A 14,278-nucleotide genomic window follows, 5' to 3' on the forward strand; every position below is an offset into this window, starting at 1 on the left:
GAAAAATATTATCGTTACAAGGATGGATAGCTACCATGAATTAATTCGGGCATATTAAATGAGTCAAGATAAAAAGAGAGCAGGTGATGTCGGCAGTCAGTAAGGATCAATTAATCAAATTAGAGGCATCTCTCGCAAGGGGAAAGTGGTATTTCATCTTGGTGATTGGCGTACTGTATTGGGGGGGGTGACGTCACTTTTGGTGGCGGGGTTTCAATACTTCACCGCTGAGACACCATTTTGGCAGGCAATGAAAGTCGCACTATATATTTATCCCGCGAGTGGCGTGCTATTTGGCTGGACGCTATGGATGCAGTTAAATCACAGAAGAGATAAACTGCGCGGCAAATATCGTCCATAATCAATACATAGCGCTGGCGTAGGAGCAAAATCGTGTCATCGGTGAGCAGTCTTATCACTAAGCAACTTGTCGTAGCGATGATTTGCCATGCTATCGCTATTGGCATTTTGGCCTATGGTGCCTATGAGTTTTATCTTGAGCAGCTTGTCGTCCCCGAGCTCATCCGTAGTGTTGCCGTAGCGGTATTTTTTATCGGCATGGGACTCGAACCCAATATGTTTTTTACACCGTTAAGTCAGGTCATGACCCAAGCCGACGATAAGTCGCCTAAGTCGAAATTACAAACGATGGTGTTTAACTTTGGGGTTTTCTTACTTATTTGTGGCTTTTTAATGGAATGGTTGTACGACTAGCCCGTTAAATCTGTCCATGAAAAAGGCGCCGAGACTAGCTGCGACGCCCTAATCAACCTAGCGAAAGTTAAACTCGTGCCTAAGGCGTATAGTAAGTTGCTGCCCCCGGCCCTACAGGTAAACCAAAACTGAATACCCACAGAAAGAAAAACGCCGTCCAGCCGATGAAGAACACTAAGGTATAAGGCAACATAGTGGCGATCAGTGTGCCTATGCCGAGGTTTTTTTGATAGCGACAGGCCACCGCTAAAATCAATCCGAAATAACTCATCATTGGCGTGATTAAGTTAGTTACCGAATCCCCAATACGGTAGGCCGCTTGAATGGTTTCGGGCGCATAGCCAACTAACATCAGCATGGGCACAAAAATGGGTGCGGTAATAGCCCACTGTGCTGAAGCACTGCCCAGCATTAGGTTGATAAAACCGCACAGCATAATAAAAAACAGGAACAGGATTGGCCCAGTTAACCCTATGGATTGCAAGGCATCTGCGCCCAGCACGGCTAACACGGCGCCGAGATTACTCCAGTTAAAGAAGGCCACAAATTGTGCCGCAAAGAACACCAGTACGATATACAGTCCCATTGTACTCATACTGTGCGACATGGCATTGATAACGTCTTTATCGTTTTTAATGCTGCCAACGACCTTGCCGTAGACAAAACCCGGGATCGCAAAACAGATAAAGATAAAGGCGACAATCCCCTTGAGGAAGGGTGAGCCCGAAACCAGACCGGTTTTAGGATCGCGCAGTGGTGCACCCTCTGGCACGACAGATAACGCTAGGATCACCGCCAACACCAGCATTGCTAATCCCGCCCACTTGAGGCCGCGTTTTTCCAGCTCAGTGACATTGCCCATGGATTGATGCACGCTTTCATCGGCATCATCTCCCTGATACTTGCCCAGTTTCGGCTCGACAATTTTCTCGGTTACAAAGGCGCCGAGGAAAGTGATCACAAAGGTCGAGACAAACATAAAGTACCAGTTAACCTCGGGGCCAACGTTGTAGTCGGGGTCGATCATCCGCGCCGCCGCTTCAGTTATGCCCGATAACAGTGGATCGACAGTACCGAGCAGCAGATTTGCGCTGTATCCCCCTGATACTCCTGCAAATGCGGCGGCTAAGCCTGCTAACGGATGACGGCCTAAGGAATGAAAAATCATCGCCGCCATGGGAATTAATACCACATACCCAAGCTCTGCCGCGGTGTTTGACATAATTCCCGCAAACACGATAGTCACTGTCACTAAACGCTTAGATGCACCCATAACGAGTGCGCGCATGGCGGCGGATAATAGTCCTGAACGCTCGGCGATACCCACACCCAGTAGGGCAACCAGAACCGTGCCCAAGGGGGTAAAACCGGTAAAGTTAGTGACCAAGTTGGACACTATCATCCGCAAGCCTTCGGCATTCATCAGGCTGACCACATGGATAAGTCCATCGGCACCTCGGCCGTGGGCGCCCTCGGGGCGTGGATCGGCCACCGTCAACTCAAAGTAGCCAGCAATGCCAGACACCAGAATCACGGCGACACAAAATAGAGCAAACAGGGTAATAGGGTGTGGCAATAAATTACCTAACCGTTCGACAATATTCAGAAAGCGTACAAACCAGCCACTTGAGCTGATGTCATGTGGGGGCGGTGTCTTTATGGGAATATGATTGGATTTCAAACTCATGCCTTGCCTCTGTCGACCTTTGCTAGCGCATTTTTATCCGTGAGTTGAATCGATGCGGCGTGACTTGGCTGAGGAGCCTCTCGCTCAAGTGATTGGATTAACGCTAAGGTAAAAGTGAAAAATTGGCCGAAAAGTATGATGGTTGTGCTTTAAATAAAACTTAAATGTGGCTAGAGCAGTATGTAGGCAGATTTTGGATAAAAAAATGGACTCACGGGGAGTCCAGTATTCACGAGCAAAAAGGTTGCTCTAAACGTTGTGCAAATTAACTATAGCTTAGTTTTTCTGTATCCAAGCTGAATGTTTTCAATCAATTCGGGTTTAATCTTGTCACAAAAAATCTTGGGTCAGATGCTCTTACCTGTGCAGTAAAAGATAACATTTCATTGCACTAGCTAACGCTTTAGATGAAATTCTTGCTTATTTATGGTTAGCTGTAGCCATTAAAAACAATAATAAACACTAAGGATGGAAGATGGACAAACTGTTACTGGGATTAGCGCTGATTTTTATCGTGACCTATCTTTGGTATGTCAGCCTAGTCAAAAAACGCAATACCGCCCTTGAGGCTCTGTCGGGGATCGATGTGCAGTTGGCTAAACGCGCCGATCTCGTGCCCAATATCCTCAAAATCGCCAAGCGATTTATGGATCATGAAAAGTCATTGCTCACTGAAATTACTGAGCTACGCACGCAATTAACCCGTCATTACAACAAGACTGACCCCAATGCGGTTAAAGAGCATATTGCACAAGCCGAGCAATTAAACGACAAAATGGCTACCTTGATGGTTAATGTTGAAAACTATCCCGAGCTGAAGTCCGACAACACTATGCTTGAAGCCATGCAAACCTATAACGAGGTCGAAGCACATATTTCGGCGGCTCGTCGTTTCTATAACTCAGCGGTATCGGAGTTAAATACGGCCGTTGAAATTTTTCCCGGGTCGATTATTGCGTCAATGGCTAAGATTAAAGTGATGCCATTTTATGAAGTCAGTGAGGCATCTAAAGCACCAATAGACGCCGCAGATTATCTGTAATCTTTAATATTTGCGGGGGCAAAATACCCCCGTAAAATAACGATCTCAATGAATATACTCACCTTTATCTTGGGTAGTCCCATCAAGGCACAGCGACAGACGGTAAAACTGTCGGCAGAGCCTGCGGATAGGGAGTCGCTGCAACAGTATTATGATTCCCACCTTGCACCGCTTGCTGCCCGTTATGAAACCAAGCGCGTGGCGAGCCTTAAGGCAACACGTCAACGCTTGTATCTCAGTTTAGTGATTGTTGCAAGTCTCGTACTATTAACGATATTGGGACATAGCCGTGGGCTGGTGTTGTTTCCGCTACCAATGATTGCACTGCTGGTATTAGGTTTTTGGAGTTTTACCCCGACAAGGCAGTTTACGCGTCAAGTACAGCAAGAAATCTATCCCATCATGTTTAAGTATTTTGGTGAAGACTTTATCTATAATCGCGAGATGCGCCTTGATATGAATCGGCTCTCGGCGGCAAAAGTCTTACCTCATTACGACAAGGTGAGTTTTGGTGACTATATTCACGGTCAATACAAAGGGGTAGAACTAATTGTCAATGAGTTAACCCTGACCAAAGATGTGCGAGTGGAAGAGTGGGACGGTAATAAACGCAGAACCGTAACCCGCACTGAAACCCGTTTTCGCGGCACTGTGGTCGAGCTCAGTAGTCACAAGCAGTTTATCGGCCATACCGTGGTATTAAAGGATCGTGGCGGATTAGCGAATTTCTTATCCGACAGTCATTCGGGGCTGCAAAGAGTGCGACTAGAAGACCCCTTGTTTGAAAAAGAGTTTGATGTGTTTTCAACAGATCAAATTGAATCACGTTATTTGCTCAACACCGCTTTTATGGAGCGATTACAGCAACTGGCAAAGGTCTTTGCTGGTGATATCCAATGTGCCTTCTTTCGCAACCGACTGATCCTATTTTTGCCCAATCGTAGGAGTCGTTTCCAAATGCGCTCTATCTTTGATAGTGCGAATTTTTCGACAGAATTTAGCCAGTTAAACCGTGAGATGAAGCAACTCTTTGCTATTATTGAAATACTTAAACTAAACGAATACACGGGACTTTGATGATAGCAATGCACCAACCACCTACTTACCTTAAGTCGATTGCGCTATATGGGCTCGGCTTATTGTTAACTTGGGGGAGCTTTGCAACCGTGTTCGCCGAAGAGGTCAAACCGACTAAGCCGCGCATTGTGGCGCGCTATTCTGACAGTGGCATCGTCAGTACGGAAGGCCAAGAAAAATTTAAGGTTTATCAATATCAACAGGCCAATGGCGTAACGGTTTTTACCGATAAAGCGCCATCGAGCAGCGATTACCAAATCCTACTGTACGATTGCTTTGCTTGTCGCCCAGACTCGACTATCGATTGGAATGGTATTCGGTTGTTTACCCGTAATTACGAGAGTTTAATCAGCCGTGCGGCCCATAAACATCGGTTAGATCCTGCACTTATCCGTGCGGTTATCCATGCTGAGTCAGCATTTAATGCTAGAGCGATATCCCGCTCGGGGGCTATGGGGTTAATGCAATTGATGCCCGAAACCGCCAAAGAGATGGGTGTGACTAATGCCTTTTTGCCAGAGGAGAATATTCTCGGTGGCAGTAAGTATTTGGCGCAAATGCTAAAACAGTTCAATGGGGATATTGCGCTGGCCTGTGCGGCCTATAATGCTGGGCCTACAACTGTGACTCAGTACAACGGTATTCCGCCCTATCCAGAAACCCAAGCCTACGTAGAACGGGTGCAAATTCTGCTCAAGCGTTACCGCAGCACTAAGGTATAAGGTTCGCTGTAACTATCGATATTCTGCTTTAACAACAAACGCAGCGGGACAAGTAAAGTATCTGCTGCGCTATGTTGTAGCCTCATAATGTTGAAGCCAATCTGGCAGAGCTTATTCGCCAACTTCCCATTTTACGCTGACATGACCATCTACTTGGCCTAAGGTTTTACCTAAGTAATCGAGCACTTCGGTTGCAATTTCATCCAGTTGCCAAGGTGGATTGATCACCCATAGTCCTGCGGCTGTCATGCCAAACTCGTTAGAATCGGGCTTGATGGCTTGCTCGATACGTAGTTGGCGCTTAATACCGCTAGTGGCTAAGCGGGAGAGCATTTCTTCTGTTTGCGCGCGGTTGACTACCGGATACCAGAGCATAAATACGCCCGTGGCAAAGCGTTTGTGCGCCTTGATTAACGTGTCGGCCACTGTTTGATAGTCGGTCTTAATCTCATAACTGGGGTCAACAAGTACCAGTGCGCGGCGCTCTAGTGGCGGTACTGCGGCAATCAGCCCTTTTAAGCCATCGCCTTTAATCACTTTAACTTGCTTATCTTGTTCGAAATACTCATCCAGTAGCAGATGATCGGTACCGTGCAGCTCGTGCAGCAGCATACGATCCTTTGGCCCAAGATCCATATCGATAAAGGCTGGCGAACCTGGGTAAAAGTTCAGTTCTTCTGGATTGTCTTCATTAAAATGACGCACCGCATCTATATAATCTTGCAAGGATTTGGGCAGATCGGTTTTGTCCCACAGTTTTGCCACCCCGTCGAGATATTCACCTGTCTTTTGGGCAAACTCATCCGTTAACGCATAACCGCCTGCACCCGCATGGGTGTCGATATACACGAGCGGTTTGTCTTTTTTATGCATTAACTGCAAGGTTTGCAGCAACATAGCGTGTTTCAGCACATCGGCATAATTGCCGGCGTGATAACCGTGACGGTAACTTAACATGGGGGATCCTAGTTATTTGCAAACAAAGCAAAGGGAGGCAAATGCATGTCAGCAATTATACCTAGGATGCCCTATGGCGTAAAATTAATGCCTCACTTCGCCCGTTTTTTATGGGTGAGCCAATGTGAAGGGGTTTGCATCTGGAAGGTTTTTAGCCAAAGCCCAGCGGGGGCGGGTTTACCAAATAAGTAACCTTGAAACTGTTCACACCCTAGTGCGGTCAGTTGCATTAATTGCGTTTCGGTTTCGATCCCCTCTGCAATGACATTCAGATTTAAACTTTTAGCTAATAAAATTGCGGCGTTGACAATTTGAGTATGGCGCTCGCTAATACCTAGCTGACTCACAAAGTAACGGTCGATCTTAATGGTGTCGGTACTGATATCGATTAACTGGCTTAGTGACGCATGGCCAGTGCCAAAATCGTCAATCGCAATGGATACGCCCATACGAGCAAGAGTGTTTAAACGTCTGCCAGTTTCTTTATATGTTGAAAATACTGAAGTTTCTGTAATTTCAATTTCTAATAATGGGATGAGTTCAGGATGATTCATATAGGTTTGGATCAAGACTTTAAAGAAGCGATCCGACAGTATATCTTGCCCTGACAAGTTGAAAGCTATCCTGACCATAGGGACATTTTTTGGCCAAGAGCGGATCAGTTGGAGTAACTGTCTAAGCACTTTCATCGCAAAAATCGCCTGTAATTGTGACGACTCTATAATGGGGATAAAGGTGCTTGGCATGATCATAGTGCCGTCTTTATCGAACATTCTGGCGAGCGCTTCAAAGCTAATGATATGGCCATCAGCCATCACTTTAGGCTGTAACCACATTTCAAGACGGTTGTGTTTTAACGCATCGCGGATTTTACTTTCTTGCGAGGAGGCCTCAAGTAAATTGTTAATCAAACCAACGTAATACACCATGACAGGGTTAGCTTGGGTGGTTTGTTTGATGGCAATTAAGCATTGCTCGGCGGCTTGCTGCGGCGCGGACTTATTACCTGAACAGCAACCTATTCGACATTCGAGATGATATTCAATTTGCTGTTCTTGCTTCAGTTTTAAACTGGTTGGTATGCGTTGCCGTAATTGTTGTGCAAGCGTCTCTGGGGAGATTAACGGTAGTTCGGTGAATTCTAGGGCAAAGGATGCGCCCCTAAAGCGGTATATTTTGGCCTGATGGCCGACACGTTCTTTCAGTTCTATGGCAAAGGCTTTTAGAATTGCATCACCAACCCCGATCCCAAATGCGGCATTGATTTGGCTGAGATTATCTATCTTAACTAAAGCGACGGTCATTGCTTGATGTGTCGCGCTTGGAGCGGGGTTATACCAATGATTCTCGTTGGGTAAACCCGTGACTAAATCATAATAATGGGTGCTGATATGGTGCTTTTTAAGTCGACTTAATTCAAGCGCATGATTGGTTTGCGCCGTGATATCGTGACAGTGAAATAACAAAGTATCGTGGTGCTCCAATGAGGCTTTTTGCAGTAGATATCGATTGCTTTGGTTGTTTTTTAAACGGGTCTGAAATGACGCGGCGAGTAAATTGACGCTGGCATCTTCAGTTAAATCAAAAATGTCACATAGGCGAGTGCTATTGAGTGTGATATCTGTAGCAATGTTCTTTGCCGCATTATTTAGGTTGAGAATCACCCCATCCTCATTACAGAAGAAAGACGCTGTGCCATTATTCTCAAAAATCTCAGCATATTGATCTAAGGTATGTTGCAGTGCCTTTTGATGCTTAATCATCTGCTGTGCATGGATTTTTTGGGTTTTTAACAGCCGCATTGCCGATAAGGGGATACAGATATTAAAAAACATAAACAGTAACCCGTTTAGATAGGCGTGAGTTGCGGGCAGGCTAATATCCACATCGACAAGGGGCGGGAGGTTTTGGTTACGCAGCAATAATAAAAAAGGCAACACATTGAAGCACATCATCCAGCAGGCGACTTTTCTGCCAAACAGAAAAAGCGCCATCAGCGGCAGCGTATACAGAAAAGTAATACCCGCCTGCGACAAATTGAAATTAGGTACAAACAACAAGATAGACAAACAGGCTGCAACCACCATGACCAGCAAGCTGATTGAACTCGCCAGTAAACATCGACGGGTAAACCATAGCGCAAGAAATAGCACAGTTAAAAAACTGACCGTAATGCCAATAATAAAACTGAGGTTGAGTTCATATGCAATCAATGAACTGTGCAGCACTATGCTGGTGGTCAATACTGCACCACTTAGCAAAATAATCCGCAATAAACTGGTTTTTAATATGGTTCTATCAGGGTTTAAAAAGTCTTGCTCTCTGATAAACAAAAAACCTTTCAGCCAGTTAAGCAAAAAATGTCCTTATTCCATACGGAAGTCGCTAAGGTTGACTGGGAATAAGACATATAACATAAATCGCTAATTTGTTACATAAATAGATTTCTTCCATTATAAATCAGTCAATTACATTGTGATTGATGTTTGAGTTTTTATAGGAGCAGTTAGACAAATTGACCAACAACTTAATACTCGCAAACAAGGTGATTTGCTTGCATGTTCATCAAGGCGGTTCTTTGGCATAATGGCCGCAATTTCTACCCGTTAAACAGTGATCCCTTTGCCTATTCCAGTCTTTTTTAATCAGCAATTTCCAACACTTGTGGACATTTGTGCCCGTTGGCAACTGGTTTTTGATGTCGATGCGCCATTTGAATTGCGTTTTGAATCAGACACCTTGACGCTACATAAGCGTGATGAGCCTAAGCTCGATGGCATAGTGGTGGATTTTGTGACAGGCGCGGTTGCCCATAGACGCAAGTTTGGTGGCGGTCGTGGTCAGTCGATTGCCAAGGCTGTTGGGTTAAAGCAGGGCGTTACACCAAAAGTGGTCGATGGTACTGCGGGCCTCGGCCGCGATGCCTTTGTGCTGGCAAGTTTAGGCTGCACCGTGACTATGGTAGAGCGCCATCCTGTCGTAGCCGCATTATTAGAAGACGGCCTACGCCGCGCCTATCAAGATGCCGAAATCGGCGATTGGATGCGTGAACGTATGCAGCTTTTCCATGGTTCCAGCCTCGAAGCACTCGCAAAATTGGAGCAAGAGGTCGATGTCGTCTACCTCGACCCTATGTACCCCCACCGCGACAAATCAGCGCTGGTGAAGAAGGAAATGCGGGTCTTCCAAACTCTAGTCGGCGCTGATCTTGATGCAGACGGTTTGCTCGCCCCCGCCATGGCCCTAGCCAGTAAGCGTGTAGTGGTGAAGCGCCCCGATTATGCCGAAGACCTCGCCGGCATTAAGCCCAGCATGGTTATCGAAACTAAGAAAAACCGCTTCGATGTCTATATAAAATCGGCAATGAAGTAGTGAATTTCATTCGTTTTTTATTCGATTGAATTATTTAACTATTTGATGTGACTATTTTTGTGCTTTCTTGGCAGATTGCACAATCTTATCTGTGCTTTATATAAAAGGAAATATTATGAAGTTAAAGACAATATCTGTCTTATTAATGTCCTCAGTTTTAACGGCTTGTGCAACTAGCGGTTATAAAGTCGCTTCAGGAAAAGAAACCGCCTCGCTTCGTGTTTTATCGACTGACAGCGCTAATACGTCGGTATGGATTGATAACACTGAAGGTTGTATCAAGCATAATTTCATTCGAGGTGGTGAAATTGCTGTATTGGGTATGAAAGCGAATTTATTGGCTGATCGCCAAGCTGGCCGAAAAATCGGGATGCCATTGTATCGTTCTGATGTCCATGAAAAGCAACAAACTGAGTTAAAAGTAGAGGCGGGAGTGCCGCTTTCTTTCTATTTTGCTGGTGTATGGGTTGACGGCGCTAACACGCTAATTGATGGTTACACCTATTGTGTGAAAAAAGTCAGTTTTACGCCCAAAGCTGGAGCAAATTACGAAGCTCAGTATTTTGTGGATAAGATTAACGGAAAAGATCAGTGCACAATTAAACTGTTTGATATTGTTGAGGATAAAGGTAATTTTGTTAAGACCGAGGATCCAAACTATCAACTGATCACTGAGATCTGCAAATAGACATCATAAAGTCTGTGTATAAGGCCTGCGACTCTGCTTTTCCTTGAAACTGCATGGTGCTTTCAAAAGTGTTCAAATAAAAAAGCGCTAACCTAGGTTAGCGCTTTTGTTTTTGAATAAAGGTTATGTTTATCGCACTAAGGTAAACAGTGGGGTTTGACTGACCGCTTGAAAATCCAGCGCCATGGTTACACTGAGTGCTGTGATGGTAATAATTGAAAAACCAAACACTTGTCTGGCCCAACGTGGCATATCCACATCTTGACGATAACCTTTGAGGGCCATAGTTAGCCACCAGAGGCTGGTAGCACAGGTCACGGCCATAAAGGCGGTGCCTGTGTAACCTGCGAGTGGCAGCATGGTGCTGACCAAGGCGAAGACTGCGATATAGAGCACTATATGGTGCTTCGCCTTGGCCATCCCTTCGGCGACGGGCAGCACGGGGATCTTCGCGGCTGCATAGTCATTAAAGCGGAAAATCGCGATGGCGTAGGAGTGTGGCATCTGCCAGAGGCTGAACATCAGTAATAAAATCACTGCGCCCATATCCATTTGTCCTGTCACGCTGCAATAGCCCACCACGGGCGGTACTGCGCCCGAAAAGCTGCCGACTAAGGTGCCGTAAACCGAGTTTCGCTTCATATAGAGGCTATAAATCCCGACATAAACGACATAGCCAATAGCGGCAAACAGCAGAGCTAAAGCATTGGTGAACAAGGCTAAGATGCCAAATCCAAGCACGCCTAAGGCGATGCCAAACAGCAAGACATGGCTTAGGGGGATTTCGCCCGTGACGGTGACGCGTTTGCAGGTGCGCTGCATTTTGGCGTCAATGTCACGGTCAATACAGTTATTAATCGCACAGCCTGAGGCGACGACTAAGGATAATCCCACTAAGCTTGCCAGCATCAAGACCAGATCCACATCGCCCTTAGCGGCCAATAGGAAGCCGCCAGCAACGGAAATCAGATTCCCGAAAATGATGCCAGGCTTAGTTACCTGTACATACCCTTTGAAGCGTGCTTTCCATTGCGTCGATGTCAATCTAGCTTGTGTGTTCATTTGCTGTGTCTCGTTACATCATCAAAGCGTTAGCTTCGAGAATGATCCATACCGATAAGCCAACCACCATCACGATGATCAGTGCGGTAAATAGGAAGGAGAAGGTGTTGACCTTGCCTTCCTTAGAGAAGTCCAAGTGCAGGAAGTACTTAAGGTGTACCAAAATCTGCACCAGTGCCGTGACAACGACGATGGCAAGCGTCGTCGATTGCTCGAAGTGATGGGTCATTACCGCCCAGAATGGGATGGCAGTTAACACCACTGACAGCACAAAACCGACTAAGTAGGACTTGATGCTGGCGGCCAGATCGTCTGCGCCATGGCTATGATCATGCGAATGAGTATGTGCGCCCATTACAGTGCTCCCAATAAGTACACAACGGTGAATACGCAAATCCACACTATGTCGAGGAAATGCCAGAACAAGCTTAAGCAGCTCAGGCGAGTGATACTGCGGTTGCCTAAGCCAGTTTTGGCGACTTCAATCATCATGATTGCCATCCAAATTAACCCTGCGGTCACGTGCAAGCCGTGCATGCCCACTAAGGTGAAGAAAGATGACAGGAAGGCGCTGCGTTGTGGGCCGTTGCCATGTTCGATCAGGTGATGGAACTCATAGACTTCCATGCCGATAAACACACAGCCCAGTGCAAAGGTAATGGCTAACCAAGTGAGGGTTGCCGCCTTGTTGTGACGCTTAGCGAAAATCAAGGCAAAGCCATAGGTAATACTACTGAGCAGCAGGGCTGCGGTTTCGATCAGCACAAAGTCCAGTTCGAAAATGTCTTTACCCGAAACGCCACCGTCGGTGTTCATATAGAGCACGGCGTAAGTAGCGAATACCGAAGCAAACAGGATGCAGTCGGTCATCAGGTAGAGCCAAAAACCAAACAGGGTGTTGCCACCCGTGTCATGGTGCTCGTGGTGCTCCTCGGCGTGAGCAACTTCTAAATCAGCTGGGATTGCAACACTCATATCAGCCCCTTACTACATTGTTTAAGTGAGCATTTTCAATGCGTGCCACTTCATCGGGTTGAACGTAATAGTCAACATCGTTGTTATAAGCACGGAATAAGAACACGATAAACGCGCCCACCATGCCCACAATCGCGAGCCACAGAATGTGCCAAATCGCAGCAAAGCCCGCGGCGGTAATACCCAGCGCCATTAAGATACCGCTTGGGGTATTTTTCGGCATATGGATTGGCTGATAGTGTTTTTGGCGTTGATAGGCGCTGCCTTTTTCTTTCGCATCGGTAAAGGCATCGATATCAGACACTTGTGGCAACTTAGCAAAGTTGTAGAACTGTGGTGGTGATGCGGCTGACCATTCCAGCGTGTGGCCATTCCATGGGTCGCCCGTGGTGTCACGGTTTTGGTCGCGGTCACGGATACTTACGTACAGTTGCACGAATTGCAGAATGATACCGACCATGATGATGCAAGCACCCACGGCAGCGATATAGATCCACAGGTTCCATGCTGGGTTATCAATATGGTTGATACGGCGAGTCATCCCCATAAAACCGAGTACATACAGCGGCATAAAGGCCACATAGAAACCAATTTGCCAGCACCAGAATGACGCTTTACCTAAACGCTCATTTAAGTGGAAACCCGTCGCTTTCGGGAACCAGTAAGCAAAACCGGCTAAGTAACCGAACACGGCACCACCGATAATGGTGTTATGGAAGTGAGCGATCAGGAACAAGCTGTTGTGTAGCACGTAGTCGGCACCAGGTACGGCCAATAACACGCCCGTCATCCCACCAATGGTGAAAGTCACCATAAAGCCTAAGGTCCACAGTACTGGCACTGTTAAGCGCAGGCGGCCGCGGTAAATGGTGAACAACCAGTTAAACAGTTTGACCCCAGTCGGGACCGCAATCACCATGGTCATCACGCCGAAGAAGGCGTTGACGTTGGCGCTCGAGCCCATGGTAAAGAAGTGGTGTAACCACACGATAAAACCGAGGATCGAAATCGCGCCGCTGGCCCATACCATTGAGGAATAGCCGAACAGACGCTTAGAGGTAAAGGTTGAAATCACATCCGAGAAGATACCGAACGCAGGTAAAATCAGGATGTACACTTCAGGGTGACCCCAAGCCCAGAACAGGTTGATATACATCATGGCGTTACCACCACCATCATTGGTGAAGAAGTGGAAACCCATGTAACGATCGAGTGTTAACAGCGCTAAAACCGCGGTCAGGATCGGGAACGACGCCACGATCAGGATGTTGGCCCAAGTACAAGTCCAAGTGAAGATAGGCATTTGCATCAGCTTCATGCCTGGAGCGCGCATCTTAAGCACAGTCGCGATAAAGTTGACCCCGGTTAAGGTTGTCCCTATCCCCGAAATCTGTAGCGCCCAGATATAGTAATCAACCCCAACGCCCGGACTGTAAGCCAGCTCAGACAACGGCGGGTAAGCTACCCAACCGGTACGGGCGAATTCACCTAAACCTAATGAAATATTGATTAGCACAGCGCCAGAGGCGGTTAGCCAGAAGCTGAGGTTGTTCAAGAAGGGGAAGGCAACGTCGCGGGCACCGATTTGCAGTGGCAGCACTAAGTTCATTAGACCGATCATAAATGGCATCGCCATAAAGATAATCATGATCACGCCGTGGGCAGTGAAGATTTGGTCGTAATGTTCAGGCGGCAGATAACCTGCTGCGCCATTGGTGGCCAGTGCCTGTTGGGTTCGCATCATGATGGCGTCGGAGAAACCGCGGATCAGCATGATGAAGGCAAGCACTATGTACATGATACCGAGGCGTTTATGGTCAACCGAGGTTAACCAGTCGTGCCAAAGCACGCCCCATTTTTTGTGTTTAGTGATCAAGGCTGCGACGTACAGGCCTATCACGGCAACAACCGCAAGGGTCACCATGATAATAGGCTCATGATACGGAATCGCATCTAAGCTTAATTTACCGAGAAAAGACATG

At 46.7% G+C, this 14,278-nt stretch carries 13 protein-coding genes and 1 pseudogene; 7 read left to right on the forward strand and 7 right to left on the reverse strand.

The genetic code is table 11. The features are described 5' to 3' along the window. Window positions 1-86: 86 nt before the first annotated feature. Together M0413_RS09075 and M0413_RS09080 are read left to right on the forward strand one after the other, a co-directional pair. Window positions 87-361, forward strand: a pseudogene (locus tag M0413_RS09075) (hypothetical protein). 32 nt (window positions 362-393) lie between these two features. Beyond that, window positions 394-714, forward strand: coding sequence for a hypothetical protein (locus tag M0413_RS09080; RefSeq protein WP_081990902.1), 321 nt, complete (start codon window positions 394-396; stop codon window positions 712-714). 79 nt (window positions 715-793) lie between these two features. Here the strand turns inward: M0413_RS09080 and M0413_RS09085 are convergent, their stop codons facing one another. Next, window positions 794-2,401: an AbgT family transporter gene (locus M0413_RS09085; protein WP_249553872.1), complete on the reverse strand. Its 1,608-nt coding sequence runs from the start codon at window positions 2,399-2,401 to the stop codon at window positions 794-796. A 475-nt stretch (window positions 2,402-2,876) separates the two neighbouring features. On the opposite strand from M0413_RS09085, the gene M0413_RS09090 reads away from it, so the two are divergent. The 3 genes from M0413_RS09090 to M0413_RS09100 are packed head-to-tail and all read left to right on the forward strand — an operon-like array spanning window position 2,877 to window position 5,242. Then, window positions 2,877-3,443, forward strand: coding sequence for a LemA family protein (locus tag M0413_RS09090; RefSeq protein WP_037423819.1), 567 nt, complete (start codon window positions 2,877-2,879; stop codon window positions 3,441-3,443). Window positions 3,444-3,491: 48 nt separating this feature from the next. Continuing rightward, on the forward strand, window positions 3,492-4,520 hold the full coding sequence (locus tag M0413_RS09095; protein WP_249553874.1) for a DUF3137 domain-containing protein: 1,029 nt from the start codon (window positions 3,492-3,494) through the stop codon (window positions 4,518-4,520). After that, window positions 4,520-5,242: a lytic transglycosylase domain-containing protein gene (locus tag M0413_RS09100; protein WP_055648536.1), complete on the forward strand. Its 723-nt coding sequence runs from the start codon at window positions 4,520-4,522 to the stop codon at window positions 5,240-5,242. The genes M0413_RS09095 and M0413_RS09100 overlap by 1 nt, the downstream gene beginning before the upstream one ends. A gap of 111 nt (window positions 5,243-5,353) precedes the next feature. Here the strand turns inward: M0413_RS09100 and M0413_RS09105 are convergent, their stop codons facing one another. After that, window positions 5,354-6,199 (reverse strand): 23S rRNA (adenine(2030)-N(6))-methyltransferase RlmJ, encoded by an 846-nt coding sequence (locus M0413_RS09105; RefSeq protein ID WP_069455372.1) that lies wholly within the window; start codon window positions 6,197-6,199, stop codon window positions 5,354-5,356. A gap of 92 nt (window positions 6,200-6,291) precedes the next feature. Further along, entirely contained in the window at window positions 6,292-8,556 is a 2,265-nt protein-coding gene (locus M0413_RS09110) for a GGDEF domain-containing phosphodiesterase (protein WP_249553876.1), read from the reverse strand. Window positions 8,557-8,821: 265 nt separating this feature from the next. Between M0413_RS09110 and M0413_RS09115 the strand changes: the two genes are divergently transcribed. Both M0413_RS09115 and M0413_RS09120 read left to right on the forward strand, forming a co-directional pair. Further along, window positions 8,822-9,571 carry a class I SAM-dependent methyltransferase gene (locus tag M0413_RS09115; RefSeq protein ID WP_088587000.1) on the forward strand — a complete coding sequence of 250 codons (750 nt, stop codon included), beginning with the start codon at window positions 8,822-8,824 and terminating at the stop codon, window positions 9,569-9,571. 115 nt (window positions 9,572-9,686) lie between these two features. After that, window positions 9,687-10,259, forward strand: coding sequence for a hypothetical protein (locus M0413_RS09120; protein ID WP_088586394.1), 573 nt, complete (start codon window positions 9,687-9,689; stop codon window positions 10,257-10,259). 129 nt (window positions 10,260-10,388) lie between these two features. Here the strand turns inward: M0413_RS09120 and cyoE are convergent, their stop codons facing one another. Genes cyoE through cyoB form a run of 4 tightly spaced genes read right to left on the reverse strand, consistent with a single transcriptional unit; the run spans window position 10,389 to window position 14,277 of the window. Next, window positions 10,389-11,321, reverse strand: coding sequence for a heme o synthase (gene cyoE, locus M0413_RS09125; protein ID WP_011718749.1), 933 nt, complete (start codon window positions 11,319-11,321; stop codon window positions 10,389-10,391). A 13-nt stretch (window positions 11,322-11,334) separates the two neighbouring features. Further along, window positions 11,335-11,676, reverse strand: a complete 342-nt coding sequence (gene cyoD, locus M0413_RS09130; RefSeq protein WP_037427417.1) for a cytochrome o ubiquinol oxidase subunit IV — start codon at window positions 11,674-11,676, stop codon at window positions 11,335-11,337. Continuing rightward, the gene (gene cyoC / locus M0413_RS09135; RefSeq protein WP_011718747.1) at window positions 11,676-12,296 is read right to left on the reverse strand and encodes a cytochrome o ubiquinol oxidase subunit III; all 621 of its coding nucleotides are present in this window, start codon (window positions 12,294-12,296) and stop codon (window positions 11,676-11,678) included. Before cyoC ends, cyoD begins: the two co-directional genes overlap by 1 nt. Before the next feature lies 1 nt (window position 12,297). Then, complete coding sequence (gene cyoB / locus M0413_RS09140) at window positions 12,298-14,277, reverse strand: cytochrome o ubiquinol oxidase subunit I (protein WP_249553878.1); 1,980 nt, start codon at window positions 14,275-14,277, stop codon at window positions 12,298-12,300. Between the last annotated feature and the right edge of the window lies 1 nt (window position 14,278).

The sequence above is a fragment of the Shewanella sp. 8A genome, from assembly GCF_023475945.1.
GTDB lineage: Bacteria > Pseudomonadota > Gammaproteobacteria > Enterobacterales > Shewanellaceae > Shewanella > Shewanella xiamenensis.

Coding starts and splice junctions, on each gene's coding strand:
- M0413_RS09085 (WP_249553872.1), bottom strand. CDS start 2,401: ATGAGTTTGAAATCCAATCATATTCCCATAAAGACACCGCCCCCACAT.
- M0413_RS09090 (WP_037423819.1), top strand. CDS start 2,877: ATGGACAAACTGTTACTGGGATTAGCGCTGATTTTTATCGTGACCTAT.
- M0413_RS09095 (WP_249553874.1), top strand. CDS start 3,492: ATGAATATACTCACCTTTATCTTGGGTAGTCCCATCAAGGCACAGCGA.
- M0413_RS09100 (WP_055648536.1), top strand. CDS start 4,520: ATGATAGCAATGCACCAACCACCTACTTACCTTAAGTCGATTGCGCTA.
- M0413_RS09105 (WP_069455372.1), bottom strand. CDS start 6,199: ATGTTAAGTTACCGTCACGGTTATCACGCCGGCAATTATGCCGATGTG.
- M0413_RS09120 (WP_088586394.1), top strand. CDS start 9,687: ATGAAGTTAAAGACAATATCTGTCTTATTAATGTCCTCAGTTTTAACG.
- cyoE (WP_011718749.1), bottom strand. CDS start 11,321: ATGAACACACAAGCTAGATTGACATCGACGCAATGGAAAGCACGCTTC.
- cyoD (WP_037427417.1), bottom strand. CDS start 11,676: ATGGGCGCACATACTCATTCGCATGATCATAGCCATGGCGCAGACGAT.
- cyoC (WP_011718747.1), bottom strand. CDS start 12,296: ATGAGTGTTGCAATCCCAGCTGATTTAGAAGTTGCTCACGCCGAGGAG.
- cyoB (WP_249553878.1), bottom strand. CDS start 14,277: ATGTCTTTTCTCGGTAAATTAAGCTTAGATGCGATTCCGTATCATGAG.